Origin of the sequence: Streptomyces sp. NPDC056373, from assembly GCF_042262425.1 — a bacterium.
GTDB lineage: Bacteria > Actinomycetota > Actinomycetes > Streptomycetales > Streptomycetaceae > Streptomyces.
In genome coordinates this window covers 46511-72182 of the sequence record NZ_JBHJPX010000025.1, presented here as the reverse complement: position 1 = coordinate 72182, position 25672 = coordinate 46511, and the positions used below count along the sequence as shown (strand labels likewise).

At 72.1% G+C, this 25672-nt stretch carries 25 protein-coding genes; 15 read left to right on the top strand and 10 right to left on the bottom strand.

From position 1 onward, the window contains the following. The first annotated feature begins 4 nt into the window (after positions 1 to 4). The 6 genes from ribH to ACFCXS_RS36920 all read left to right on the top strand — a co-directional run bounded on the left by ribH (position 5) and on the right by ACFCXS_RS36920 (position 4816). Positions 5 to 490: a 6,7-dimethyl-8-ribityllumazine synthase gene (gene ribH, locus ACFCXS_RS36945; RefSeq protein ID WP_030843258.1), complete on the top strand. Its 486-nt coding sequence runs from the start codon at positions 5 to 7 to the stop codon at positions 488 to 490. Positions 491 to 524: 34 nt separating this feature from the next. Continuing rightward, positions 525 to 797: a phosphoribosyl-ATP diphosphatase gene (locus ACFCXS_RS36940; RefSeq protein WP_007491392.1), complete on the top strand. Its 273-nt coding sequence runs from the start codon at positions 525 to 527 to the stop codon at positions 795 to 797. 45 nt (positions 798 to 842) lie between these two features. Further along, positions 843 to 1691 (top strand): ATP phosphoribosyltransferase, encoded by an 849-nt coding sequence (gene hisG, locus ACFCXS_RS36935; RefSeq protein WP_031108172.1) that lies wholly within the window; start codon positions 843 to 845, stop codon positions 1689 to 1691. A 14-nt stretch (positions 1692 to 1705) separates the two neighbouring features. Further along, positions 1706 to 2161 carry a PH domain-containing protein gene (locus ACFCXS_RS36930; protein ID WP_376647724.1) on the top strand — a complete coding sequence of 152 codons (456 nt, stop codon included), beginning with the start codon at positions 1706 to 1708 and terminating at the stop codon, positions 2159 to 2161. A 247-nt stretch (positions 2162 to 2408) separates the two neighbouring features. Then, entirely contained in the window at positions 2409 to 3743 is a 1335-nt protein-coding gene (locus ACFCXS_RS36925) for a hemolysin family protein (protein ID WP_376647723.1), read from the top strand. Continuing rightward, positions 3740 to 4816, top strand: coding sequence for a hemolysin family protein (locus tag ACFCXS_RS36920; protein WP_376647722.1), 1077 nt, complete (start codon positions 3740 to 3742; stop codon positions 4814 to 4816). Before ACFCXS_RS36925 ends, ACFCXS_RS36920 begins: the two co-directional genes overlap by 4 nt. Positions 4817 to 4958: 142 nt before the next feature. Here ACFCXS_RS36920 and ACFCXS_RS36915 read toward each other — a convergent pair whose 3' ends face one another. Beyond that, complete coding sequence (locus ACFCXS_RS36915) at positions 4959 to 6818, bottom strand: AAA family ATPase (RefSeq protein ID WP_376647750.1); 1860 nt, start codon at positions 6816 to 6818, stop codon at positions 4959 to 4961. 432 nt (positions 6819 to 7250) lie between these two features. Beyond that, on the bottom strand, positions 7251 to 7907 hold the full coding sequence (locus tag ACFCXS_RS36910; RefSeq protein ID WP_376647721.1) for a uridine kinase: 657 nt from the start codon (positions 7905 to 7907) through the stop codon (positions 7251 to 7253). A gap of 193 nt (positions 7908 to 8100) precedes the next feature. Between ACFCXS_RS36910 and ACFCXS_RS36905 the strand changes: the two genes are divergently transcribed. From ACFCXS_RS36905 to ACFCXS_RS36895, 3 genes are all read left to right on the top strand, one after another. Further along, positions 8101 to 9480: a peptidase C39 family protein gene (locus ACFCXS_RS36905; protein WP_376647720.1), complete on the top strand. Its 1380-nt coding sequence runs from the start codon at positions 8101 to 8103 to the stop codon at positions 9478 to 9480. A 90-nt stretch (positions 9481 to 9570) separates the two neighbouring features. Continuing rightward, positions 9571 to 9711 carry an SCO1431 family membrane protein gene (locus ACFCXS_RS36900; RefSeq protein WP_376647719.1) on the top strand — a complete coding sequence of 47 codons (141 nt, stop codon included), beginning with the start codon at positions 9571 to 9573 and terminating at the stop codon, positions 9709 to 9711. Between the two features lie 75 nt (positions 9712 to 9786). After that, positions 9787 to 10443: a TetR/AcrR family transcriptional regulator gene (locus ACFCXS_RS36895; protein WP_376647718.1), complete on the top strand. Its 657-nt coding sequence runs from the start codon at positions 9787 to 9789 to the stop codon at positions 10441 to 10443. Between the two features lie 49 nt (positions 10444 to 10492). Here ACFCXS_RS36895 and ACFCXS_RS36890 read toward each other — a convergent pair whose 3' ends face one another. Next, entirely contained in the window at positions 10493 to 11755 is a 1263-nt protein-coding gene (locus ACFCXS_RS36890) for a glycoside hydrolase family 18 protein (RefSeq protein ID WP_376647717.1), read from the bottom strand. Positions 11756 to 12086: 331 nt separating this feature from the next. Between ACFCXS_RS36890 and ACFCXS_RS36885 the strand changes: the two genes are divergently transcribed. Then, entirely contained in the window at positions 12087 to 13259 is a 1173-nt protein-coding gene (locus ACFCXS_RS36885; RefSeq protein ID WP_376647716.1) for an acyl-CoA dehydrogenase family protein, read from the top strand. Here the strand turns inward: ACFCXS_RS36885 and ACFCXS_RS36880 are convergent. Together ACFCXS_RS36880 and ACFCXS_RS36875 are read right to left on the bottom strand one after the other, a co-directional pair. Next, positions 13222 to 13470 (bottom strand): hypothetical protein, encoded by a 249-nt coding sequence (locus tag ACFCXS_RS36880; RefSeq protein ID WP_078615159.1) that lies wholly within the window; start codon positions 13468 to 13470, stop codon positions 13222 to 13224. The genes ACFCXS_RS36885 and ACFCXS_RS36880 overlap by 38 nt on opposite strands. A gap of 231 nt (positions 13471 to 13701) precedes the next feature. Continuing rightward, entirely contained in the window at positions 13702 to 14133 is a 432-nt protein-coding gene (locus ACFCXS_RS36875; protein ID WP_376647715.1) for a hypothetical protein, read from the bottom strand. Positions 14134 to 14402: 269 nt separating this feature from the next. Here ACFCXS_RS36875 and ACFCXS_RS36870 point away from each other — a divergent pair, with 269 nt between their 5' ends. The 4 genes from ACFCXS_RS36870 to fxsA all read left to right on the top strand — a co-directional run bounded on the left by ACFCXS_RS36870 (position 14403) and on the right by fxsA (position 18546). Beyond that, positions 14403 to 14843 (top strand): Lrp/AsnC family transcriptional regulator, encoded by a 441-nt coding sequence (locus ACFCXS_RS36870; protein WP_006136660.1) that lies wholly within the window; start codon positions 14403 to 14405, stop codon positions 14841 to 14843. Between the two features lie 97 nt (positions 14844 to 14940). After that, on the top strand, positions 14941 to 16542 hold the full coding sequence (locus ACFCXS_RS36865; RefSeq protein WP_376647714.1) for an amidohydrolase: 1602 nt from the start codon (positions 14941 to 14943) through the stop codon (positions 16540 to 16542). Between the two features lie 536 nt (positions 16543 to 17078). Next, positions 17079 to 17882, top strand: coding sequence for a polyprenol monophosphomannose synthase (locus ACFCXS_RS36860; RefSeq protein ID WP_376647713.1), 804 nt, complete (start codon positions 17079 to 17081; stop codon positions 17880 to 17882). 88 nt (positions 17883 to 17970) lie between these two features. After that, positions 17971 to 18546 (top strand): FxsA family membrane protein, encoded by a 576-nt coding sequence (gene fxsA / locus ACFCXS_RS36855; protein WP_376647712.1) that lies wholly within the window; start codon positions 17971 to 17973, stop codon positions 18544 to 18546. A gap of 146 nt (positions 18547 to 18692) precedes the next feature. On the opposite strand, the gene ACFCXS_RS36850 is transcribed toward fxsA, so the two are convergent. The 4 genes from ACFCXS_RS36850 to ACFCXS_RS36835 all read right to left on the bottom strand — a co-directional run bounded on the left by ACFCXS_RS36850 (position 18693) and on the right by ACFCXS_RS36835 (position 22147). Next, a complete protein-coding gene (locus ACFCXS_RS36850; RefSeq protein WP_030247095.1) occupies positions 18693 to 19067 on the bottom strand; it encodes an RNA polymerase-binding protein RbpA in 375 nt (124 codons plus the stop codon). A gap of 266 nt (positions 19068 to 19333) precedes the next feature. Beyond that, entirely contained in the window at positions 19334 to 20680 is a 1347-nt protein-coding gene (locus tag ACFCXS_RS36845; protein WP_376647711.1) for an MFS transporter, read from the bottom strand. Positions 20681 to 20729: 49 nt separating this feature from the next. After that, the gene (locus tag ACFCXS_RS36840) at positions 20730 to 21497 is read right to left on the bottom strand and encodes a glycerophosphodiester phosphodiesterase (protein ID WP_376647710.1); all 768 of its coding nucleotides are present in this window, start codon (positions 21495 to 21497) and stop codon (positions 20730 to 20732) included. After that, positions 21494 to 22147, bottom strand: coding sequence for a YitT family protein (locus ACFCXS_RS36835; RefSeq protein WP_376647709.1), 654 nt, complete (start codon positions 22145 to 22147; stop codon positions 21494 to 21496). The genes ACFCXS_RS36840 and ACFCXS_RS36835 overlap by 4 nt, the downstream gene beginning before the upstream one ends. Before the next feature lie 99 nt (positions 22148 to 22246). On the opposite strand from ACFCXS_RS36835, the gene ACFCXS_RS36830 reads away from it, so the two are divergent. Beyond that, positions 22247 to 23746, top strand: a complete 1500-nt coding sequence (locus ACFCXS_RS36830) for a PLP-dependent aminotransferase family protein (protein ID WP_376647708.1) — start codon at positions 22247 to 22249, stop codon at positions 23744 to 23746. Between the two features lie 124 nt (positions 23747 to 23870). Here the strand turns inward: ACFCXS_RS36830 and ACFCXS_RS36825 are convergent, their stop codons facing one another. Next, complete coding sequence (locus ACFCXS_RS36825; protein ID WP_376647707.1) at positions 23871 to 25628, bottom strand: hypothetical protein; 1758 nt, start codon at positions 25626 to 25628, stop codon at positions 23871 to 23873. Positions 25629 to 25672: the final 44 nt, after the last annotated feature.

Below are 25672 nucleotides of genomic sequence, written 5' to 3'. Positions count from 1 at the left end.
AGACGTGAGCGGCAAGGGTGCACCGGAACTGTCCGTACGCAATGTGGGTGACCTCAGGGTCGCCGTCATCGCGGCACAGTGGCACGAGAAGGTGATGAACGGCCTGGTCGACGGCGCCCTGCGCGCCCTGCACGACCTGGGCATCGACGAGCCGACCCTGCTCAGGGTCCCCGGCAGCTGGGAGCTCCCGGTCGTCGCCAAGGTCCTCGCGGGTCGCGGCTACGACGCGATCGTCGCCCTCGGCGTCGTCATCCGCGGCGGAACCCCCCACTTCGAGTACGTGTGCCAGGGCGTGACCCAGGGCCTCACCCAGGTCTCCGTCGACACCGGCGTCCCCGTCGGCTTCGGCGTGCTGACCTGCGACACCGAGGAACAGGCCCTGGACCGTGCCGGGATCGAGGGCTCCAACGAGGACAAGGGGCACGAGGCGGTGACCGCCGCGGTGGCGACCGCGGCCACCCTCCGCTCAGTATCCGAACCCTGGCACTGACGAAAGGCACACGTGGCATAGGCTGAGCGTCACCATGTCCAAGAAGACGTTCGAGGAGCTCTTCACCGAGCTCCAGCACAAGGCCGCCCACGGCGACCCCGCCACTTCCCGCACCGCAGAACTGGTCGGCAAGGGCGTCCACGCCATCGGCAAGAAGGTCGTCGAAGAGGCCGCCGAGGTCTGGATGGCCGCCGAGTACGAGGGCAAGGAAGCCGCCGCCGAGGAGATCTCGCAGCTGCTGTACCACGTCCAGGTGATGATGGTCGCGCGCGGCATCTCCCTCGACGACGTCTACGCCCACCTCTGAGCCGCACCCGTTCCCGTCCCACCCCACGCAAAGGAAGCCGACCTCATGCTGCGCATCGCCGTCCCCAACAAGGGTTCCCTGTCCGGCCCTGCGGCGGAGATGCTGCATGAGGCCGGCTACCAGCAGCGCCGCGAGTCCAAGGAACTGCGGATCGTCGACCCGGTGAACGAGGTCGAGTTCTTCTATCTCCGCCCCCGCGACATCGCGATCTACGTCGCCTCCGGGCAGCTCGACATCGGCCTCACCGGCCGGGACCTGCTCATCGACTCCGGTGCCGAAGCCGAGGAGATCCTCGCCCTCGGCTTCGCCCGCTCCACCTTCCGCTACGCCACCAAGCCCGGCACGATCAGCGGCCTGGCGGACCTGACCGGCAAGACGATCGCCACCTCCTACGAGGGCATCGTCGCCGCCCACCTCGCCGAGCACGGCATCGACGCCTCCGTCGTCCACCTCGACGGCGCCGTCGAGACCGCCATCCAGCTCGGTGTGGCCCAGGTCATCGCCGACGTCGTCGAGACCGGCACCTCGCTGCGCAACGCGGGTCTGGAGGTCGCCGGCGAGCCGATCATGCAGTCCGAGGCCGTCGTGATCCGCCGCACCGGCGCGGACGCCGACGACCCCAAGGTGCAGCAGTTCCTGCGCCGCCTCCAGGGCGTCCTGGTCGCCCGTACGTACGTGATGATGGACTACGACTGCCGCGTCGAGCAGCTGGAGAAGGCCGTCGCCCTCACGCCCGGCCTGGAGTCCCCGACCGTCTCCCCGCTGCACAACGAGGGCTGGGTCGCCGTCCGTGCCATGGTCCCGGCCAAGGAAGCCCAGCGGATCATGGACGACCTGTACGACATCGGCGCCCGGGCCATCCTGACCACGGCCATCCACGCCTGCCGTCTCTGAGGGGCGTACGCGTGATGTCCGAGCTGCCCACCCTGCCCGTCACGTTCCGGCCGGGCAGCACCCGCGTGGTGCTGCTCACGGCGGCCGTCGCCATCTTCGTGGTGATCACGGCGGTCGCGATGCTGCTGAAGCAGCTCAGCCCCGGCGAGCGCGTGAGCTTCGTCTTCACGGCCCTCCTGCTGGACGCCGTGCTGCTCCTGCTGGCGCGCCCCAAGGTCGTCGTGGACGAGGACGGCGTCACTGTCGTCAATCTCACGAACAAGCGCCGTCTGGAGTGGGCGGAGATCCTCCAGGTGACCCTCCGGCCCGGCGACCCCTGGGTGTTCCTCAACCTCAGCGACGGCACGAGCCTGCCTGCTCTGGGCATCCAGCCGGGCCTCGCCAAGCAGCGCGCGATCGCCGACGCCCGGGCCCTGCGGGCGGTCGTCGAGGCCCGTTCCGTGGCGGACCCCGAGCAACACCGGAGCTGACCCGGGGGAAGCTCACGCCGGCCGCCACTGCCATACCGGGCGGTGTCTTGATTAATCTGTTTCCGGAGGCGCGAACGGATGCGCCTCCGCCCCTGCCGCCCCGCCCGGTGCGCCAGGGGCTCCTGCTGATCGAGGAGTGACCCTCTCCGGCGATGGACGGATCGTCCTGCAGTACCTGCGCCGCCCCCTGCCGACATAGCGCGTGCCCCGTTCCCGGGGTACGTGACCGTGTGGAGGCGGCGGCATCATGACCACCCCTTTGCTGCTCCTGGCAGCCGCGTTCCTGCTGATTCTCGCCAACGGATTCTTCGTGGCGGCCGAATTCGGACTCGTGACGGTCGAGCGGCCCGAGGCCGAGAAGGCCGCCGCCGAGGGCGACCGGCGCGCCCGCCGGGTCGTCGAATCGCTCAGGGAACTGTCCTTCCAGCTCTCCGGCACCCAGCTCGGCATCACCATCACCTCCCTCGTCGTCGGCATGCTCGCCGAACCGGCGCTCGCCCGGCTGCTGCACGGCCCGTTCGCCTCGATCGGCATCCCCGAGGGAGCCGTCTCCGGCGTCACGGTCGTCGTCGGCATGCTGCTGGCCTCCGCCGTGCAGATGGTGATCGGCGAGCTCCTGCCCAAGAACTGGGCGGTGTCCAGGCCGCTGCAGGTCGCGCGCTTCGTCGCGGGCCCGCAGCACGTCTTCGCCCGGCTGTTCCGCCCGGTCATCGCCGGTCTCAACGCCGTCGCGAACCGTCTCGTGCGCGCCCTGGGCATCGAACCCGCCGAGGAGCTGGCCTCCGCCCGCACCCCCGGCGAACTCGTCTCCCTGGCCCGTCACTCGGCCCTGGCCGGCGCTTTGGAGCAGGACACGGCCGACCTGTTCGTACGGACCCTGTCGCTGGGCGAGCTCACCGCGCAGCACGTGATGACGCCGCGTGTGAAGGTCAGCGCCCTGCAGTCCTCGGCCACCGCCGAGGACGTCGTCAACCTGACCCGCGCCACCGGTCTGTCCCGCTTCCCGGTCTACCGGGAGAAGATCGACGAGGTCGTCGGCATGGCCCACCTCAAGGACGCCCTGGCCGTGCCCGTCCAGGACCGGCTGCGCACCCCCGTCGGCCGCATCGCCCGCCCGGCGCTGCTAGTCCCCGAGACGCTGCCCGTCCGGCCGCTGCTCACCCGCCTGCGCAGCGAGCAGCCCATCGCGGTCGTCGTCGACGAGTACGGCGGCACCGCCGGTGTCGTCACGCTGGAGGACATCGTCGAGGAGATCGTCGGCGAGGTCCGCGACGAGCACGACGGCCACGACCTGCCCGAGCTGGCCGCCGCGCCGCCGGAGGACGGCAGGCCCGCCTGGGACGTCGACGGCAGCTGCCGGGTCGACATCCTGCTCCGCATAGGCCTCGACGTGCCCGAGGGCCCGTACGAGACGGTCGCGGGCCTGATCGCCGACCTGCTGGGCCGTATCCCGGCCGTCGGCGACAAGGCGGAACTGCCCGGCTGGCGGCTGTCGGTACGCCAGGTCGGCCACTACCGCGCGGAGCGGGTCCGGCTCGTGCGGACCGCCCCGGTGGTCTCCATGGCGGAGGCCGTCCGATGAGCGTGCTCCAGCTTCTCTTCGCCGCGCTGCTCGTGCTCGCCAACGGCTTCTTCGTCGGCGCCGAGTTCGCGCTCGTCTCCGTACGCCGCAGCCAGATCGAACCGCTCGGCACCGCCCGCTCCCGGCAGGTCCTCCACGGGCTGGAGCGGCTGCCGCAGATGATGGCGGCTGCCCAGTTCGGCATCACGATCTGCTCGCTGACCCTGGGCGCGGTCGCCGAACCCACGGTCGCGCACCTGCTGGAGCCGGTCTTCGAGTGGATCCACCTGCCGCACGGCATGATCCATCCGCTGACCTACGTCATCGCCCTCGCCGCCGTGGTCTTCTTCCACCTCGTCATCGGCGAGATGGTCCCGAAGAACCTGGCGATGGCGGCCCCCGAGAAGGTCGCGCTGTGGCTCAGCCCCGGCCTGGTCTGGTTCGCGCGGTTCTGCAAGCCCATCACCGCCGCCCTCGGCGCGGTCTCGCAGGGCATCCTGCGGCTCTTCCACGTCGAACCCAAGGACGAGGTGGAGGCCGTCTTCACCAGTGAGCAGCTCAACCGGCTGGTGGAGGACGCCGGCCAGGCGGGTCTGCTCGACCCCGAGGAGGCCGAGAGCCTGGAGGACGCCCTGGAGCTGGGCTCCCGCCCGGTGACGGACGTCCTGCTCAAGCGGGAGTCGCTGGTGACGGTCAGCCCGTCGGTCACCCCCGGGCGGATCGTCGAACTCACCGCCCGCACCGGCTACTCCCGGTTCCCCGTGGCCGCGGACACCGGTGCCTTCATGGGCTACCTGCACGTCAAGGACGTCCTCGACCTGGAGGACTCGGACCGGGCCGTTCCGCAGCACCTGTGGCGCCACATGACGACCCTGCGGCCCGAGCTGCCGCTCGACGACGCCCTGACGGTGATGCGCCGGGCCGCGACGCACCTGGCCCAGGTGGCCGACGCGTCCGGCAAGGTGCTCGGGCTGGTCGCCCTGGAGGACGTGCTGGAGCTGCTGGTGGGGGAGGTGCGGGATCCGGCGCACCGGCAGGTGCGCGAGGTGAAGCTGACCGAGCCGAGGTCGGGCGAAGAGGTGCTGGCGACCTAGCACCGTCGGCTGGCGACCTGGCACCGTCGCTGCGGGCGCGTGGGGGCTGGTCGCGCAGTTCCCCGCGCCCCTGGGTGGGGGCCCTGCTTGGGGGCGTGGGGAACCGCGCGACCGGCCTCCACCGGCCCGCGGCCGATGGAACTCACATGGCCGACGGATCCTGCGGCCCCCGCCCCGACAGGACCTCCCCATAGGCCTGCATCAGATCCGGCAGCCGCAGCGTCGCCAGATCGTCCCTGCTCAACACCCCGGGATACACCGACAACCGCAGATCCCGGTACGCGCAGCTCTTCTCGTACAGCGTCCGCAGGAACCGCCCGTTGCCCAGCTCGTCGATCCACTCCTGATCCACCACGTGCCCGGCGATGGACCGCAGCTCGTCCAGGGCCTCCTCGTCCCACAGGTCGCCGTTCTCGGCCGCCAGCACCTTGCCGATCTCGGTGAGTTCGAGCGGCCGGTACGAGGGGAAGTCGACGCGGGTGGTGAAACGGGACGACAGCCCGGGGTTCGCGGCGAGCAGGCGGTCCATGCCCTCCGGGTAGCCGGCCAGGATCACCACCAGGTGGTCCCGGTTGTCCTCCGCGCGCTTCAGCAGCACCTGCAGGGCCTCGTCGCCGTACGCGTCCCCCTTGCCGTAGCCGGAGTTGGACAGCGCGTAGGCCTCGTCGACGAAGAGGACGCCCCCGAGGGCCGAGTCGATCAGTTCGTTCGCCTTCACGGCCGTCTGCCCGAGGTACTCGCCGACCAGGTCGGCCCGCTGAGCCTCCACGAGATGGTCGCCGCCGAGCAGTCCGAGGGCGTAGAAGACGCGGCCGAGGATGCGGGCGACGGTGGTCTTGCCGGTGCCGGAGGGGCCGGAGAAGACGAAGTGGCGTTTCGGCGGCTGGACCGGCAGGCCCTGACCGGCCCGCAGCCGGGCCATGTTCAGCTGTGCCGACAGCGCCTTGACCTGGCGCTTCACCGGCTCCAGACCCACCATGCGTTCGAGCTCGGCGAGCGCCTCCTCCAGTAACGCCGGGTCGGTGGGCCCGGCGGGAAGCGAGGGCACGGGGCCGGTCCTCTCGCGGACCGGCGGGGCGGTCACCGGCGGCAGGGGAGCGAGCGGCGGCTCGGGGTCGGGCAGTCGCAGGTCCCGCCCCTCGAGGCCGAAGAGCGGATCGAACCCGTCCGGACCGTCCACCGCGTCCTGGCCCGCCCCGGTGAGGGTGATCGCCGCGAGACCCGCGGCGTCGTCGTAGCCGTCGCCCTCGGCGATGGCGGCGAGCCGGGCGGAGGTGTCCATGAACGCCGGGTCGACGCGGTGCACGGCCCGGTACAGGGGGAGCGCCGCGGCACTGCGGCCGGTGCCCTCGTGCGCCCGGGCCAGCCAGTAGCGCAGTTCCTTGCGCTGGGGCTGCTCGCTGCGGCAGCGCATCAGCGCGGCGGACAGCAGGGGTTCGGCCTGGCCGTACATCTCCAGGCGCACCCGGGCCATACCGCCGAACAGGCCCGCCTCGATGCCGAGCATCGCGTCGTCGAGCAGGGGATCGGTGTGGCGGACCAGCTGCTCCCAGTCCTTGACCAGATAGGCGCGGCAGGAGTGCAGAAAGCGGACCTGGTGGTCGGTGTCCACGGGCGGCAGCCCGGCGAGGGCCCGGTCCAGCTCCGGGACGTGGCGGCCGTCCAGCCAGTGGGAGGCGTGCGCCAGCAGCAGGTCGCGGGGGCTCTCCAGCACGGGCTGCACCCACCAGCCCAGCCAGTACCAGGAGTTGAGCGTACGGTGGTAGCGGGAGCGCTGCTCGCCGAAACGGTCCCGGTGCCGGAACATCCGCAGCAGCGCGGTCGTCGTGTCGACGCGCAGCGCGTGCAGCCCGAGCCAGGCGTCGGCCATCCCGGAGTCCATCCGCACAGCGGCCCGGAACTCCTCCTCCGCCTGCGGATACGCGCCCATGGTGTAGGCGTCCACGCCTCGCAGCCAGGCGAGGTCGGCCGGGGCCTGTGGGCCCTGCGTGCCGAAGTCCATCACGTCCCCCACGAACCGTGTCCCCGTCGGTATGCCAACGAGCCGTCCCCCAGCCGACTGCTCTGCTCTCGAACCGCTGTGCCACGGACCGGAGTTGCACCGCGCGCGAAGCAACCGTCCGCAGGTCGCGACGAGGGCATCGTACCTGCGGGGGCGGCGCGCCCGTAGGGTGCCGCACGGGCCGTTCGGCGAGGTGGGAGCGGACACGGCGGACGCGTGCGCGGTGACACAGCGTGAGTACTCGGCGTCACGAGGCGGGCGGAAATCCGGAAGAGGGCAGAACGAAGCCCCCGATCACGGGGGAACAACCGGGGGCTTCGCGTCTGTGGGCGGCTCCGATGCCGCACATTGAGAACGTAAGACCTGTACGGCCCGGTGGTCAAGCCGAGTTGGAGCACTCCGGCAAGTTGTCCCGCAAGGCCTTTCACAAGTTCAGCACACCGCGGGCGGCCCGTCACCGTGCGTGAGGGGCTGGTCCGGTCCAACGGCATCGGCAGGTCCCGCGAGCACCTCGTATCCCTTCTCCCGCTGCCGTACCAGGAGGTCGGCGAACGGCCGCGAAGGGTCGTCGGCGAAATGCCGGCGCTCGGCGGGGACCCATCCGTCCCAGAACTCCCGCTGCTCCTCTCCGTCCCGGGACCGTCCCCGTGCCCAGGCCTCCTCGCACGGCAGCTCCATCCACAGCAGCAGGGCCAGGTGCGGACGCAGCGCACGGCGCCCCGCGCCGACACCCTCGACGAGGATCACCGGCGTGGGCGGCAGCGCGCGCGGGGGGCCGAAGCGCCGGGCTCGCCAGTCGTAGGGGGCGTAGTGAGCGGTCCTGCCCCGGGTGAGCGGTTCGATCACCTGGTCCAGCAGGCGGCCGGTCCAGCCGAACAGCGCGTCGTGGCTGGCGACGTCGTCGAGGCGCAGCACCGGCGCACCGTCCAGCGCGGCGGCCAACTGCTCGGCGAACGTGCTCTTCCCGGACCCGGCGTGCCCGTCGACGGCGACGAGCCGGACCGGGCCGCAGGAAGGGGAGAGGCGGCGGATCCGGGCGGCCAGATCACGGACGGCGGGGCCCGGTGCGGGGCGGGAGGACGGATTCATCTCGATCGGCACTCTAACCACGAGGTCCGCGGCGGGTGCCACTGGTCGACGCCAATATTGGTGGGCGTGGCGCGCGTCGAAGTGCTGGCAGGACACGGCCGCCTGTGCTCATATGTGGCGCACGCACGGATACGACCAGCCGTGCACGGACCTGCTCCGCACCTGCCCGACTGAGACATCCGGGGGCCCCGCCATGCGCAGAGCCGAACAGCCGTCCCGCCGAACCGTCCTGGCCGCCGCGGTCGCCGCAGCCGTCACCGCGAGCGCGGGCCCGGCGGCCGCCGACCCCGAGGCCCTCATGACCACAGACACCGCGGACCCCGCCCGGGCGGTCCCCGCCCGTACCGTCGACAACAGGTTCTGGGTCTCGTACGCCGACTGGTCCGCAGGCACGGCGAAGGGCACCCGGGCCGTCGCGGGTGCCCGCCCGGGCGTGGTCATCGCGAAGCCCGCCGGGACGGTGGACTACAAGGACCCGCACACCGGCACCACGGCCGCCTGGGAGTACGCCACCTGGACGTCCCCCGTCCACCGGCTCGCGGTCCCCGCGACCGAGGCGATCGTCTCCTGGAACGCGCACACCCCCGCCGGCACCTGGATCCAGGCCGAGCTCAAAGGCACCTACACCGACGGCTCCAGTACGCCCTGGTACGTGATGGGCCGCTGGGCCGCCGGCGACCTGGACGTCCGCCGCACCTCGGTCGACGACCAGAAGGACACCAAGAGCACGGTCTGGACCGACACGCTGGCGATCGACGACCCGTCGACCGGCCTGCGCCTGGCGTCCTACCGGCTGCGCCTGACCCTCCACCGCAAGCCCGGCACCAAGGCCACTCCGACCGTGTGGCGGCTCGGCGCCATGGGCTCCGACGTGCCCGACCGCTTCACCGTCCCGGCCTCCACGCCCGGCCTCGCGAAGGAACTGGCCGTCCCACGCTATTCCCAGGAGATCCACAAGGGCCGCTACCCCGAGTACGACAACGGCGGCGAGGCCTGGTGCAGCCCGACCTCCTCCCAGATGATCGTCGAGTACTGGGGCGGCCGGCTCACCGCCGCGCAACTGGCCTGGGTCGATCCCGCGTACGACGATCCCCAGGTGTGCCACGCGGCCCGCTTCACCTACGACTACCAGTACGCGGGCTGCGGCAACTGGCCCTTCAACGCCGCCTACGCGGCCACGTTCAAGGACCTCCAGGGCGTGGTCACCCGGCTCGGCTCCCTCACCGACCTGGAGACGCTGGTCGCCGCGGGCATCCCGGCCATAACGTCCCAGTCGTTCCTGAAGGAGGAGCTGACCGGCGCCGGGTACGGCACCGCGGGGCACCTGATGACCGTCGTCGGCTTCTCCGCCGACGGCGACGTGATCGCCAACGATCCCTTCTCGGCGAACAACGAGGCCGTGCGGCGCGTCTACCGGCGGCGCGAGTGGGAGAACATCTGGCTCCGCACCAAGCGCTACAACGCCTCCGGCAAGGTCGTCTCGGGCACCGGCGGCGTCTGCTACCTGTACTTCCCGGCCCGTCCGAACGCGGCCCAGCGCACGGCGCTGACGGCCGTGGGCGTGCGCGTGTGACCGAACTTACGGCCACAAAAGCCGCCTCGGGTGGCAAGGTGGACGGAACCGGCGGGGGTTCCGTCCGCGCCACCGACCCAGCGAGAAGCCATGACCGCACAGCCGGCCACCGTCCACCGCGCCCGCACCGGCGGCCCCCGGGACGACGGGCCGAAGATCGTCGAGCACCTCATGGGCTGGGCCCTCGTCGTGGTCGTCGCGATGCTCGTGACCCGGCTCGGGCTGCTGTGACCTGACCCACGACCCGGCGGTGAGGCCTGCCATACTGCGGAGGTCCCACCCCGCCCGTTGAGACCAGGGTCGAAATTGAATATCAGCCCCCAGCCTGCCGCGCGCCCCAGGGCCCGCGGCACCGAGCGCTCGATGGCGCGCCGTGCCGAACTCATCGCCATCGGGCGGAGGTTGTTCGCCGACACGTCGTACGACGCCCTGTCGATGGACGACATCGCCCGGCAGGCGCACGTCGCCAAGGGGCTGATCTACTACTACTTCCAGTCCAAGCGCGGCTACTACCTGGCCATCGTCCAGGACTCGGTCACCGAACTGCTCACCCTCGCGGCGAGCGGCCCGGACTTGCCCCCGGTCGACCGGGTGCAGCGCACCATCGACAGTTACCTGCGCTACGCCGAGCACAACCAGGCCGCGTACCGCACGATCGTGAGCGGGGGCGTCGGGTTCGACACCGAGGTGCACGCCATCCGCGACGGGGTGCGCGAGGCCGTCGTGACCACCATCGCCGAGGGTGCCTACGGCCGCGCCGACATCACCCCGCTGGCCCGGATGGGTCTGCTGTCCTGGGTGTGCAGTGTCGAGGGCGCCACGCTCGAATGGATCGACCGCCCCGAGCTGCCCCGCGACACCATGTGCGAGCTGCTGGTGAAGACCCTCGGCGGCGCCCTGCGCGCGATCGAGGAACTCGACCCCGTCCACCCTGCCCCGCAGCCCGCGCGCCGGGGCCTGTGAACGAGGGGCGGGGGGTCGTCGCGGACCCCCCCGCACCTGTGGCCGTGCCCTACCTGATCGTCTTGATCAGCTCCCCGTTCGCCGTGTCGCCGCTCAGCTCCCAGAAGAACGTGCCGCCCAGGCCCTGCTGGTTCTTGTAGTTCATCTTGGTGCCGATGGTCGCCGGGGTGTCGTAACTCCACCAGTTGCCGCCGCACTTGGCGTACGCCGTGCCGGCCACGGTCCCCGTCGCCGGGCACCTGGTCCTGAGCACCTTGTAGTCCTCGATGCCCTGCTCGTAGGTGCCGGCCGCCGGGCCGGTCGCGGTGCCGCCGGGGGCGGCCTGGGTGACACCGGTCCAGCCGCGGCCGTAGAAGCCGATGCCGAGCAGCAGCTTCGAGGCGGGGATGCCCAGGCCCTTGAGCTTCGCGATGGTCGCCGAGGAGTGGTAGCCGGCCTTCGGGATGCCGGAGTACGAGGTCAGTGGCGAATGCGGGGCCGTCGGGCCGGTGGCGTCCCACGCGCCGAAGAAGTCGTAGGTCATGGGGTTGTACCAGTCGACGTACTGGGCGGCGCCCGCGTAGTCGGCCGCGTCGATCTTGCCGCCCGGGGTGGCGTCGGCGGTGATCGCCGCGGTGACCAGGTTCCTGGAGCCGAACGTTGCGCGCAGCGCCTGCATCAGGTTGCGGAAGGCCGCCTTGCCGCTGGTGTCGCAGGTGGCGCCGCAGGTGTTCGGGTACTCCCAGTCGATGTCGATGCCGTCGAAGACGTCGGCCCACTTGGAGTTCTCGACGAGGTCGTAGCAGGACCGGGCGAAGGCGGCCGGGTTCTTCGCGGCCTCGCCGAAGCCGCCCGACCAGGTCCAGCCGCCGAAGGACCACAGGACCTTGAGGTTCGGGTGCTTCTGCTTCAGCTTGCGCAGCTGGTTGAAGTTGCCGCGCAGCGGCTGGTCCCAGGTGTCGGCCTTGCCGTCGACGGACTCGGCGGCGGTGTAGGCCCGGTCGGTGGCGGCGTAGCCGTCGCCCATGGCGCACTTGCCGCCGGTGACGTTGCCGAAGGCGTAGTTGATGTGGGTTAGCCTGCCGCCCGATCCGGACGTCTCGATGTTCTTGACGTAGTACTTGCGGTCGTAGGTGCCCCATTCGGTGAAGTACCCGACGACCTTGGAGCCGGCGGCCCTGGCGCCGGGAGCGGGCTCCGCGCCTGCGGCGGCCTCCTGAGCCGAGGCCGCCGCGGTGGCGGAGGTGCCCGCGGCGAGCAGACCGGCGCCGAGGACGGCGCAACAGGTCGCGGACACGATGGCCCGGAAGCGGGAACGGTGGGGGGTGTGCATCCGGTGTCTCCTCGTGGGGAGAGGGAACGCGCGCCGATTGGCATGAACGCGGTGAATCGGTGGAGCGAAACAGTAGGAGGACTAGACCAGTTGGGTCAATGGTGCGGACCAATTTCGCCGCCCCTGGCGCGCTCGGCCATTTCTTGAAGTAAGCGGTCGTTAACTGGTGACTCGATGCCTCCGATCGGGCATACTCACAGCGCACAGCCGCTGGTCAGCAGCTTCCGAGACCCGGGACTGCAAGCATCGGCAAGGCACCAGATCGACCCGGCGGCGCCGCCCCCACCCATGGGCCCGTCCGCCAGTGCCCGACAGGGAGGAGAGCGTCGCCATGCCCGACCGCGCCCCGCAGCCGGTGGACCGGCAACTGCCCACGGAGGAGGCCCGGGACCTGATCTCGCTCGTGCGTGACATCGCGCAGCAGGAGATCACCCCGAAGGCGGCCGAGGAGGAGGACGCCGGCCGCTTCCCGCGCGAGCTGTTCACGCTGCTCTCCCGCTCCGGACTGCTCGGCCTGCCGTACGACTCCGAGTACGGCGGTGGCGACCAGCCCTACGAGGTGTACCTCCAGGTCCTGGAGGAACTGGCCGCCGCCCGCCTCACCGTCGGTCTCGGCGTCAGCGTGCACTCCCTGGCCTCCTACGCCCTCGCCGCCTACGGCACCAAGGAGCAGCAGGTCGAGCACCTGCCGGCGATGCTCGGCGGCGGCCTGCTGGGTGCCTACTGCCTCTCCGAGCCGCACTCCGGATCGGACGCGGCCGCCCTGCGCACCAAGGCCGTGCCGGACGGCGACGGCTGGGTGATCACCGGTACGAAGGCATGGATCACCCACGGCGGGATCGCCGACTTCTACACCGTCATGGCCCGCACCGGCGAGGAGGGGCCGCGCGGGATCACGGCGTTCCTGGTGCCCGGGGACGCGGAGGGCCTGAGCGCCGCCGTGCCCGAGAAGAAGATGGGCATGAAGGGCTCGCCCACCGCGCAGGTGCACTTCGACGGCGTCCGGGTGCCCGACGACCGGCGCATCGGCGAGGAAGGGCAGGGCTTCGCGATCGCCCTGTCGTCGCTCGACTCGGGGCGGCTCGGCATCTCGGCGTGCGCGATCGGCGTGGCGCAGGCCGCGCTGGACGAGGCGGTGGCCTACGCGGCCGAGAGGCGCCAGTTCGGCAAGCCGATCGCCGACTTCCAGGGGCTGCGCTTCATGCTCGCCGACATGGCCACCCAGATCGAGGCGGGCCGTGCGCTCTACCTCGCGGCGGCACGGCTGAAGGACGCCGGCCGGCCGTTCGCCAGGCAGGCCGCGATGGCCAAGCTGCACTGCACCGACACGGCGATGCGGGTCACCACCGACGCCGTGCAGATCCTCGGCGGCTACGGCTACACCGCCGACTTCCCGGCCGAGCGCTACATGCGCGAGGCCAAGGTGCTGCAGATCGTGGAGGGCACCAATCAGATCCAGCGGATGGTCATCGCCCGCCATCTCGTGGGTCCAGAGGGACGCTGAACTGGTCGAGGCCCCGCCACGGGGCCGCGAGCCGCATCCACTCCGGGTCGTGCCGACCCGGCAGGGTGCGGCCGCCCTCGGCCCAGGTCCGCATCAAGTCGCGGTAGATCGGCGGGTCCTGATAGCGGGGCGGAGCCGGCCGAACCGATTCTGCGGGTGGCGGGACGTACAGGAGGCGCTGACGCCCGGTCGCTGAGGAGATGGGGGTCATACCAGGGCAACGCGGCAAAGCCGGGACAGGTCACCGGCGCGTGGAATCGGGCGTGCGTTCACAGGCGTCCGGATCCCCGCGCGCATCGGTCACCCCGAGCCGGCCCGAGAAGTGCTGTCCTCGCCCCCACGCCGCGTGCCCGGACGCACCGAACCCGCACCGCGGCGGTCTGCCGGAGCCGTGGTGCGGGGCAGCTGTGCAACGGGAACGGCGGGCGGAAGGGGCCCGCGCTCAGGCCGCGCGACGCATGACCGGGACCCTGATCGGGCGCGAGCCCGGGCCGCCGACGTGCGAGAAGGGCTGGGTCCGCCAGTCGAGGCCCTGAGGGAGCGTCAACAGCAGGGCGGTGTCCTGCTCCTGTGGTTCCGCGGACTCGTCCGCGGGGCGGGCGTCCGCGGCCCTGCGGCCGGTTCCGGCGCAGACCGTCAGTCCGAAGGGGTTCCAGGGCGAGGCGCACATCGCGTGCTCCGGCAGGACCTCCTCGTCCGCCAGCAGGGCGATGGGCTGTGCGCAGTCCGGGCAGACGACCCGGAACATCTCGAACGTGTCGTAGGCGTCGAGTTCGTCGTCGAAGGCGTCGGGTTCGACGCCCTCCGGCTCGGGCTCGACAACGAGCTGCTGCCGCTTGGGTGCGGTGCGACCAGGGCGCTTAAGACTCTGCATTGGGTTCTCCCCCTCGGACTGGGCCGTCACAGGCACTGCGGCCTCGGCCACAGCAAGCACTTCCCGTCCCCCCTGGGGGGTAATCACGAGAACATCACGGAGCCTGTTCGAGGCATGTGGTGTTCGTCACATGCCCCGTGCGGGTGTCCACTGCGGTGCGTTTGTCCCCCGGACGGCTGACCAACGGCTTCCGGCCACATCACGAACCGGGCATGACCTGGGGTGCTCAGGTATCGGAGGAGATCAACCGCCCTGTAGGTTCTTGCGCCATGGAGGAGCTGGACCGACAGATCGTGCAGCTGCTCGTCAAGGACGGGCGGATGAGCTACACCGACCTGGGCAAGGCCACGGGGCTGTCCACCTCGGCCGTGCACCAGCGGGTGCGGCGGCTGGAGCAGCGGGGCGTCATCCGGGGCTATGCCGCGGTCGTCGACCCGGAGGCCGTCGGGCTGCCCATGACGGCGTTCATCTCGGTGAAACCGTTCGATCCCAGTGCGCCGGACGACATCGCGGACCGGCTGGCCGGGGTGCCCGAGATCGAGGCCTGCCACAGTGTCGCGGGCGACGAGAACTACATCCTGAAGGTGCGGGTGGCGACGCCGCACGAGCTGGAGGAGCTGCTCGCGCGGGTGCGGTCGCTGGCCGGGGTGTCGACGCGGACGACGGTCGTGCTGTCCACGCCGTACGAGGCGCGGCCGCCGCGGATCTGACCGCCGGTCGCCGGGTGCGGATCGTGCGGGGAAGTCCGCGCAGTTCCCCGCGCCCCTGATGCGGGCGTCGCCCCCTGCCCCTGTGAGACTGTGCTCCATGAGTGAGTCCACCGCCCCGCCCAAGACCGTTCTTCTCCGTCGCGGAGAGGTCCACAGCCCTGCCGACCCCTTCGCCACCGCGATGGTCGTGGAGCGCGGGCAGGTCGCCTGGGTGGGCTCCGAGGGAGCCGCCGACGCCTTCGCCGACGGGGTCGACGAGGTGGTCGACCTCGACGGGGCACTGGTCACCCCCGCGTTCACCGATGCGCACGTGCACACCACCGCGACGGGACTCGCCCTCACCGGGCTCGATCTGTCCCGCGCCCCGTCCCTCGAGGCGGCGCTGGCCCTCGTGCGGGACTTCGCCGCCGCCCGTCCGGACGACCGGGTGCTGCTCGGGCACGGCTGGGACGCCGCCCGCTGGCCCGGGGGCAGGCCCCCGACGCGCGCCGAACTCGACGAGGCCGCCGGGCACCGGCCCCTCTACCTCAGCCGGATCGACGTCCACTCGGCGGTCGTCACGACGGCCCTGCTCGACCTGGTCCCCGGTGCCGGCCGGGTGGACGGACCGCTCACCGCCGACTCCCATCACGCCGTGCGCGCCGCCGCGTTCGCCGCCGTCACGCCGCAGCAGCGCGGCGACGCCCAGCGCGCCGCCCTCGCGCACGCCGTCTCGCTCGGGATCGGCACGCTCCACGAGTGCGCCGGGCCGGCGATCTCCTCCGAGGACGACCTCACCGGCCTGCTCCGCCTCGCGGGCGAGGAACCCGGGCCGCGGGTCGTCGGCTACTGGGCCGAGCAGGACGTCGCCAAGGCACGGGAGCTGGGCGCGGCCGGCGCGGCGGGGGACCTGTTCGTCGACGGCGCCCTCGGCTCGCACACGGCCTGTCTGCACCAGCCGTACGCCGACGCCGCGCGCACCGGCATCACCTACCTGGACTCCGGCGCGGTCGCGGCGCACGTCGTGGCCTGCACCGAGGCGGGCCTGCAGGCGGGTTTCCACGCCATCGGCGACGCGGCCGTGGACGCCGTGGTGGACGGGGTGCGTGCCGCCGCCGAGAAGCTCGGGCTCGGCCGGATCCGGGCCGCCCGGCACCGCGTCGAGCACGCCGAGATGCTCACCCCGGAGAGTGTCGCCGCCTTCGCCGAGCTCGGCCTCACGGCATCCGTGCAGCCCGCGTTCGACGCCCTGTGGGGCGGCGAGGAGGGTATGTACGCGCAGCGCCTGGGCGTGGAGCGGGCCCGTGGCCTGAACCCCTTCGCGGCCCTGCTGCGCGCCGGTGTCCCGCTGGCGTTCGGCTCCGACAGCCCGGTGACCCCGCTCGACCCGTGGGGCACGGTCCGGGCCGCCGCCTTCCACCGCACGCCGGAGCACCGCGTCTCGGTGCGCGCCGCCTTCACGGCTCACACGCGCGGCGGCTGGCGGGCCGTGGGACGGGACGACGCGGGCGTGCTGGTCCCGGGCGCCCCCGCCGACTACGCCGTCTGGCGCACCGGCGAACTCGTCGTCCAGGCCCCGGACGACCGGGTCGCCCGCTGGTCGACGGACCCCCGCTCCGGCACCCCGGGTCTTCCCGACCTCACTCCGGGCCACGACCTGCCCGTCTGCCTGCGCACCGTGGTGGGCGGACGCACGGTCTTCGTACGGCCGGGCGAGTGATCTACGGGGGTGGCGCGCATGAAGTCGCGCGCCGGGCCCCCGGCGCGCGACCTGCGTATCCTCGGCGCTGACCAGGGCTTTGCCGTGAGACGCGCAGGTCAAACGACTGTTGACAGGCGGCCGCAGGGGGCCGGTAGGTTCGGCCGAGTCCACCACCGGACGCCCGACACGGGAACGTCCGAGCACTCGCCGCGGCGCCGCCGGGTCAGGGACGGTGTGCCGCACCGGGGCACCGCCACTGGGAGCCAGGCTCAGGCCGGTGCAGCGCCGAGGGAACGTTCCGGCCGGTCGGGGAGGTGTGACCCGGGTGGGGCCCGCGCGCTCAGTAGACAACGGCTTTCGGTCGATCCGCAGCCAGCGGATCCCAGGTCGGCCCGAAGGGCGCCGGGCCCCCATCCGCCGTACACACACGCATCCGGAGGCGCGCTCTTACCCCCGTCTTCCGGATTCGACACCGCGATTCGAACGTCCTGTCACGTCATCGCAGGCCGGGCCCACTATGGTGGACCCCTGCGTATGAACATGAAGGGGCAGTAGTGAACGACGGCGACGGAACCCTCGCGGCAGAAGCCCGGGAGAGGAAGTTCGGCCCGCTCGGCACGGCCTTGGTGATCATCCCGACCTACAACGAGGCGGAGAACATCAAGAGCATCGTCGGCCGGGTACGCGAGGCCGTCCCCGAGGCGCACGTACTCGTGGCCGACGACAACAGCCCCGACGGCACGGGCAAGCTGGCCGACGAGCTGACCGTCGAGGACGACCACGTCCACGTGCTGCACCGCAAGGGCAAGGAGGGCCTCGGCGCCGCCTACCTGGCGGGCTTCCGCTGGGGCCTGGAGCGGGACTACGGCGTGCTGATCGAGATGGACGCCGACGGCTCCCACCAGCCCGAGGAACTGCCCCGTCTGCTCACCGCCCTCAAGAGCGCCGACCTGGTGCTGGGCTCGCGCTGGGTGCCGGGCGGCCGGGTGGTGAACTGGCCGAAGTCCCGCGAGGTGATCTCCCGGGGCGGCAGCCTCTACTCCCGGCTGGCGCTCGATCTGCCGCTGCGCGACATCACCGGCGGCTACCGTGCCTTCCGCCGCGAGACCCTTCAGGGCCTCGGCCTCGACGAGGTCGCCTCCCAGGGGTACTGCTTCCAGGTCGACCTCGCCCGCCGCGCGGTCAAGGCCGGCTACCACGTGATCGAGGTGCCCATCACGTTCGTCGAGCGCGAACTCGGCGACTCCAAGATGAGCCGCGACATCCTCGTCGAGGCGCTGTGGCGTGTCACGGCGTGGGGCGTGGGGGAGCGGATCGGCAAGGTCACGGGGCGCGGCGGCAAGCCCACCAAGCCGTAGCGGCAGACCGCTTCAGGGGCGGCCGTTCACAGAAAGAGCTGATGGTGGCCTTATCCCGTGCTGAGCCGGGGCCAGGCACACTGGACGCATGACGACTGGCGCTCAGACCCCGCTGTCCCCTGCCCGGCCCAAGCGCTCCCGGCTGCGTACGTTCCTGCCGCTGGGGGTCGCCGCGTGGCTCGTGCTGGAGATCTGGCTGCTCACCCTGGTCGCGGGGGCGACCAGCGGGCTGGTGGTCTTCCTCGTTCTGCTGGCGGGTCTCGTCCTCGGCTCGGTCGTCATCAAGCGGGCCGGACGGCGGGCCTTCCGCAAGCTCTCCGAGGCGCTGCAACAGCAGCAGAGCGGTGTGATGCCCGAAGCGGGCCGGTCCAACAGCGAGGGCAACGGCCTCATGATGCTGGGCGGCCTGCTCCTGATGATCCCCGGTCTGGTGTCGGACGCGGTGGGCCTGCTCCTGCTGCTGCCGCCGGTCCAGAAGATCGTGAGCCGCTCGGCGGAGCGCACCTTCGAGCGCAAGCTGCGGGAGGCCGGCGCGGGCGGCCTGGGCGGTGCCTTCCAGCAGGCGCGTATGCGCCGGCCCGACGGCAAGGTCGTCCAGGGCGAGGTCATCAGGGACGAGCCGGGCGACGCCCCGCAGCCACCGCGCCCGCCGCTGACGCACTGAGCCGCACGGGGGAGCGCGTGGCCGAGGGGCCGTTCCTCGGCCCCCACCCCGGGCAGCCGGACATGCACAAGACCGCGGGCGCCGTACGTGAAGTACGGCGCCCGCGGTCTTGTGATGCGCTGTTGTTCGGGCCAGGCCCTGGGGGACTAGGCCGACTTGCGGCTGTCACGGGGATGAACAGCGATGTTCATCGCACCGGAACGCAGCACCGCCAGGCGCTCCTCGAGGACCTCTTCGAGCTCCTCACGGGTGCGCCGCTCCATCAGCATGTCCCAATGCGTACGCGCGGGCTTGCCCTTCTTCTCTTCAGGGACATCGCCGTCCACGAGGAGTGCCTGGGCCCCACAGACCTTGCACTCCCACTCCGGCGGGATCTCCGCCTCGACCGAGAAGGGCATCTCGAACCGGTGCCCCTTCTCGCATGCGTACTCCACGGCCTGGCGCGGGGCCAGGTCGATGCCGCGGTCCGTCTCGTAGCTGGTCACCACGAGGCGCGTGCCGCGAAGAGCTCGCTCACTCATGAATCGTGCCTCCCGGGCTTGTCGCCCACAGGACAGGTGTCGCTGTCGTCGTCATCCGGTCAACGTCCGGTCGGCGGTAAAGATTCCCGTTCCGGGTCTCGTTCCGGGTCATGCGTCGCCGTCGTAGCCGCCCTTGTTGTACCCACCAGCGCCCGGTTTGTCACATCTGATAACAGATATAACCCAGCGTTTCGGCATCTTTGACGCGCAGTAACGGTACGCCTGGCAGGCCAAACGCGTACACTACAGCCCTTTCGCTCCGAGTGCTAAATCCTGTCAGGAACCGGATTCCCCGCTTCGCCGATCGCACGCCGCAGCGGGACCCGGTAGAGCAGGGCGAACCCGAGAACGAAGAAGGCCACCAGCGAGATGATCGCGTCCCGGTAGCTCCCCGTCAGCTGGTAGGTCACGCCGAACAGCAGCGGCCCGAGCCAGCTCATGCCGCGGTCGCTCATCTCGTACGCCGAGAAGTATTCGGCCTCTTTGCCCGGCGGGATCAGATGCGAGAACAGGGATCGGGACAGCGCCTGGCTGCCGCCGAGGACCAGCCCGATCCCGGCGGCCAGGGCGAAGAACCACACCGGCGCCCCGGCCGGCAGGAAGTACCCGGCCGCCAGTGTCACCGTCCAGGCGACCAGCGAGCCGAGGATCGTGCGCTTGGCCCCGTACGTCCGGGCCAGCCGGCCCATGGCCAGCGCGCCCGCCACCGCCAGCACCTGCACCAGCAGGACCGCGCCGATGAGCGTGGACTGCCCGAGGCCCAGTTCCTCGGAGCCGTAGATCGACGCCTGCGAGATCACCGTCTGGATGCCGTCGTTGTAGACGAGGTACGCGAGCAGGAAGGCGAGTGTCAGCGGATGGCGTCGCATGTCGCGGACGGTCGCCGCCAGCTGCCGGAAGCCCGGGAGGGCCGCCTCCCGGCCGGCGGCCCCGCGATCGCGCAGCCGCCGCAGCGGAATGAGTGCGAACGCACCCCACCACAGGCCGGCCGACGCCAGGCAGATGCGGACCGCCGTGCTCTCGGAGAGGCCGAAGCCCTCGTGTCCGGTGTAGAGGACCAGGTTCGCGACGAGGACCAGCGAGCCCGCCGCGTAGCCGAAGGCCCAGCCGCGTGAGGACACCGCGTCCCGCTGCTCGGGCGGGGCGATCTGCGGCAGGTAGGAGTTGTAGAGCATCATCGCCACGGACTGCGCGGCGTTGGCGACGACCAGCAGGGCGCCGCCCAGCAGGTAGCGGTCGCCGTCCAGGAAGAACATGGCCGCCGTGGCCGTGGCGCCGGTGTACGCGGCGGCCGCGAGGAGGGGCTTCTTGCGGCCGGTGCGGTCGGCGGCGGCGCCCACCAGGGGCATCACCAGGACGGCGACGATCACCGACAGGGACACCGAGTACGCGAAGAAGGACCCGGCCCGCACCGGGATGCCCAGGGGGTGGACGTAGCCGTCGGCGTCGGCCGCCGACTTGGCGACCGACGTCAGGTAGGGGCCGAGGAACACGGTGAGCACGCTCGTCGAGTAGACGGAGCAGGCCCAGTCGTAGAAGTACCAGCCGCGCTGTTCGCGTCTCAGCTGCGCGGCCCCGTCGGCCGGTGGTGTCCGCACGGTGTCGTCGCCCACCCGTGCCCTCGCTTCCCCGTGAACGCGCGGAGGGAGGTGCTCGGGGCCCCTAGACCCAGACGCCGCGGTCCTCCATGACCTTGCGCAGTGTGTCGATGTGATCGGTCATGATGCCATCCACGCCCAGGTCGAGGAGCCGGTGCATCGTCTCGGCGTCGTTGACGGTCCACACGTGCACCTGGAGCCCGCGTGCGTGGGCGGTGTGCAGGAAGCGCCGGTCCACGACCTGGATGCCGGACTGCATCTCGGGGACCTGCGCGGCCACCGCCGAGCGGCGCACCGCCGCCGGCAGCCCCCAGGAGCGCAGCCGCAGGCTGAGCACGCCCCGGGTGCCGTACGACGTGGCCAGGCGCGGACCGGCCAGGCGCTGGGCACGCACCACCCGAGCGTCGGAGAACGAGCCGAGACACACCCGGTCCCAGGAGTTCGTCCGCCCGACCAGGTCGAGGAAGGGCAGCAGGGCGCCCTCCGCCTTGACGTCCACGTTCCAGCGCACGTCGGGGAAGGTCTCCAGGAGCTCCTCGAAGAGGGGGAGCGGCTCCTCGCCCGCCACACGGGCCTGCCGTACCTCGTGCCACGGCAGGTCGGCGATCCGTCCCCCGCCGTCCGTCACCCGGTCCAGCGTCGCGTCGTGGAAGGCGACGAGCTTGCCGTCCGCGGTGGTGTGGACGTCGGTCTCGATGTAGCGGTAACCCGCTTCGACGGCCCGCCGGAACTGCCGCACGGTGTTCTCCAGGCCGTCCGCGGCCCCGCCCCGGTGGGCGAAGGCGATCGGGCCGGGATGGTCGAGGTAGGGATGGCGTATCCGCGGGGTCACGAACGCAGTATCGCTCCTCGCGGTTGACCGGTGGCAACGGCCGTGCTGCCGCCGGATGCCCGGGGGACGGCGAACACGCGCAGGAACATCTGGGCGAGCGGGCCGATCGCCAGGGCGTAGAGGAGCGTGCCGATGCCGACGGTGCCGCCCAGGGCGAAGCCGGTCGCCACGACCGCGAGCTCGATGCCGGTGCGGACCAGGCGGATCGAGACGCCCGTCAGCTGGTGCAGTCCGGTCATGAGGCCGTCGCGCGGCCCCGGCCCGAAGCGGGCCGCGATGTACAGGCCGGTCGCCGCGCCGTTCAGGACGATCCCCGCCACCATCAGCGCGATGCGCGGCGCCGGGCCGTGCACGTCGGGCGCCAGCGCCAGCGTCGCGTCCATCGCCATGCCGATCACCAGCACGTTGGAGATCGTGCCCAGGCCCGGCCGCTGCCGCAGGGGGATCCACGCGAGCAGCACCGCGGCGCCCATCAGGGTCAGCACGACACCGATCGACAGACCGGTCCGCTCGGCGAGACCCTGGTGCAGCACGTTCCACGGCTCCAGCCCGAGCCCCGACCGGACGAGCAGCGCCGAACTCGCGCCGTACAGCGCGAGACCCGCGTAGAGCTGGACGAGACGACGGGCGAGGCGCCCCTGCGTGGCCATGACGTGCCCCCAGTGGTGGTAGTGGACTGCTTCATGACACCCTGTGGCTTGGATGGAGAGGCCATCCATGGCCAATCCGGGGAAGGTGGACTGATTTCGATGGCGGAATGGACCTCGGCCGTGGGTGCGGCACAGCTCGCGCGGCTCCTCAGCTCCCAGCAGGACCGCCCGGCGGGGCCCGGCACTCGCCGGCCGCCCGCCTATCGCGCGCTCGCCGACGGCATCCGCCTGCTGGTGCTCGAGGGGCGCGTCCCGGTGGCGGCCCGGCTTCCCGCCGAACGTGAACTCGCCCTCTCCCTGTCCGTCAGCCGCACCACGGTCGCCGCCGCGTACGAGGCACTGCGCAGCGAGGGGTTCCTGGAGTCCCGGCGCGGTGCGGGCAGCTGGACCGCCGTCCCGGCAGGGAACCCGCTGCCCGCGCGCGGTCTGGAGCCCCTGCCGCCGGAGGCACTCGGCTCCCTGATCGACCTCGGCTGCGCCGCCCTCCCCGCTCCCGAACCCTGGCTCACCCGGGCCGTCCAGGGCGCCCTGGAGGAGCTGCCGCCCTACGCGCACACGCACGGCGACTATCCCGCCGGACTGCCCGCCCTGCGGGCGATGATCGCCGAGCGCTACACCGCCCGCGGGATCCCGACCATGCCCGAGCAGATCATGGTCACGACCGGTGCGATGGGCGCGATCGACGCCATCTGCCATCTGTTCGCCGGGCGGGGCGAGCGCATCGCCGTCGAGTCGCCCTCGTACGCCAACATCCTCCAGTTGATGCGGGAGGCCGGGGCACGGCTGGTGCCCGTCGCCATGGCCGAGGGGCTCAAGGGGTGGGACATGGACCGCTGGCGGCAGGTCCTGCGGGACGCCGCCCCGCGCATCGCCTACGTCGTCGCCGACTTCCACAACCCGACCGGGGCGCTCGCGGACGAGGACCAGCGCAGGCGGCTGGTGGACGCGGCGCGGTCCGCCGGAACGGTGCTGATCGCGGACGAGACGATGAGCGAGCTGTGGCTCGACCCGCAGGTGCGGATGCCGCGGCCGGTGTGCGCGTTCGACCCCGCCGGGTCCACGGTGATCACGGTGGGGTCGGCGAGCAAGGCCTTCTGGGCCGGGATGCGGATCGGGTGGGTGCGGGCCGCCCCGGACGTGATCCGCAGTCTGGTCGCTGCCCGCGCGTACGCCGATCTCGGCACGCCCGTGCTGGAGCAGCTGGCGGTGAACTGGCTGTTCGGGACCGGGGGCTGGGAGCAGGCCGTGGAGGTACGGCGGGAGCAGGCCCGGGCGAACCGGGACGAGCTGGTGACCGCGGTGCGGCGGGAGCTGCCGACGTGGGAGTTCGAGGTGCCTCGGGGCGGGCTGACGCTCTGGGTGCGGACCGGGGGCCTGTCCGGGTCGCGGCTGGCCGAGGCGGGGGAGCGGGTGGGAGTGCGGGTGCCGTCCGGGCCGCGGTTCGGGGTGGACGGGGCGTTCGAGGGGTACGTGCGGCTGCCGTTCACCGTGGGCGGGGCGGTGGCGGAGGAGGCGGCCGTGCGGTTGGCCGCGGCGGCGGGGCTGGTGGAGAGCGGCGCGGTGGGGACCGCGGAGCCGCCGCGCACGTTCGTGGCGTAGGGCGTAGCGCGTAGGGCGGATCAGGAGAACCGGGGAAGCGGGGGAACCCGGCGGATCCGGCGGATCCGGCGGACCGAGCGGGGCCGTTGGGGTCTGTGCACCCTCAGCGGCGTGTCGGCCGCGGCTACGTCTCCTTGGTCAGGACCGGTACCGGGTCGGGCAGGGGCTCTTCGGTGAGGACCGGTACCGGGTCCGGCTCCTTGGCCGGGTCCGGCAGGGGCTCCTTTGCCAGGGCCTGCGCCGCCGGTCGCGACCGCGCATCCGCCGCCTCCGACGCCGACCCCGCCTCCGACTCCGCTTCTTCCCCTGCCGGAACCGGTGCCGACTCGCCTTCCGGCGGGTCCTGTTCCGGGATCGTCTCCCCGTCCGCCGGGGCCGTGCGCGGCGGGAGGAGGTCCAGGACCGCCTCGCAGAGGGCGTCGGGCGTGGCGTCGTCGTAGGGGTTCGGCGTGGCCGGGACCTGGACGCGGTGGACCGGGCCCGTGCCCAGACGGGCGTACCCGCGGCCGGGCGGGAGCTCGTCGATCGGAGTGGTGCGCGGGGGCGCGCCCAGGACCGACTCGAGCTGGGCCGCCGTGGCCGGGCCCAGGACCACACGGGCGCGGGTGTGCCGGCGAACCGGATCGCTCAGGGCGTCCACGTTGTCCAGCTGCTCGGCCACGACCACCGTCACGTTCGCCGGGCGGCCGTGCCGGAGGGGGACCTGGAGGAGGGACTGGGGGTCCTTGCGGCCGTCGGTGGCGGCCAGGTGGGTGAACGCCGTCGGGCGGTCCACGATGATCCACAGCGGGCGCCTGGTGTCGTCGGGCGGCGGATCGCCCGCCTGGTGGGCCTGGTTGGCGGCGATGAGACGGCGCTCCGTCTCGGTCGCGGCCCACTCCAGGCCGGCCGTGACCCCGGCGAGCCCCGCCTCGACGGCCAGGACGCCGTCCCGGCCGGTCAGGCAGGCGTACTCGCCCGTGCCGCCGCCGTCGAGGATCACCACGTCGCCGTGCCGCAGGGCCTGCAGGGCGATGGACCGCAGCAGGGTGGAAGTGCCGCTGCCCGGCTGGCCGACAGCGAGCAGGTGGGGCTCGGTGGAGCGCAGGCCCGTGCGCCAGACGACCGGCGGCACGTCCCGCCGCCGCTCGCCGCAGGTGACGGGGAGCGTGCGCTGGACCCGGGTGGGGTCGGTGAAACCGAGGACCGTCTCGCCGGGGGTGGTGACAAAACGCTGGGCGGCGATGTCGACGGGCAGGGGCAGGAGCACGCCGACCGTCAACTGGTTGCCCTCCTCGTCCCACGTGAAGTGGTATTCGCGGCCGCGGCCCGACTTGGCCGCGAGGAGGTGCTCGATCCGGGCGCGGGCCTCGGGCTCGCCGTCGGTGAAGTACGCCGGGTAGCGCACCACCAGCTGCGAGATCCGGCCCCCGCCGTCGAACGCGTAGGTGGGGAAGGCCTTGTCCCACGCGCCGCCGTGGGAGTACAGCGGCTCGGGGTCCTCGGCGGCGGAGAAGTGCGGCACGAGCGCGTCGTACAGCGACTTCAGCCGCTGCGTCTGCGACTCGTCGGGCCCGTCCGACGCTCTCGGGGAGCGCTCCCTCCCCTGCCAGGCGGCCGCCGCCATCAGGGTGATGACGGCGAGCAGCGGTCCGTACGGCGCGAGTGCCACGACCAGGACGACGGAGGCCACCAGGAACAGCAGCGCCCCCCGTCGCTCCTTGGGGGTCTCGGTCCATCTGCGCCGCCCGGCCGCTGCCAGCCGGCGCAGACCCCGCGTGATCGTGATCAGCGGGTGGAGGACGTCGGTGGCGCTGTCGGCGGCCGTCCGGGCCAGCTCCCGGCTCCGGGCGAGCTGCGCGCTGCCGTTGCTCAGAATGCGGGGGAGGGGGCGCCGGGCCACTACTGCCTCCAGGGAGTGCGTACGTGCGGGATGCGTACGGGGAC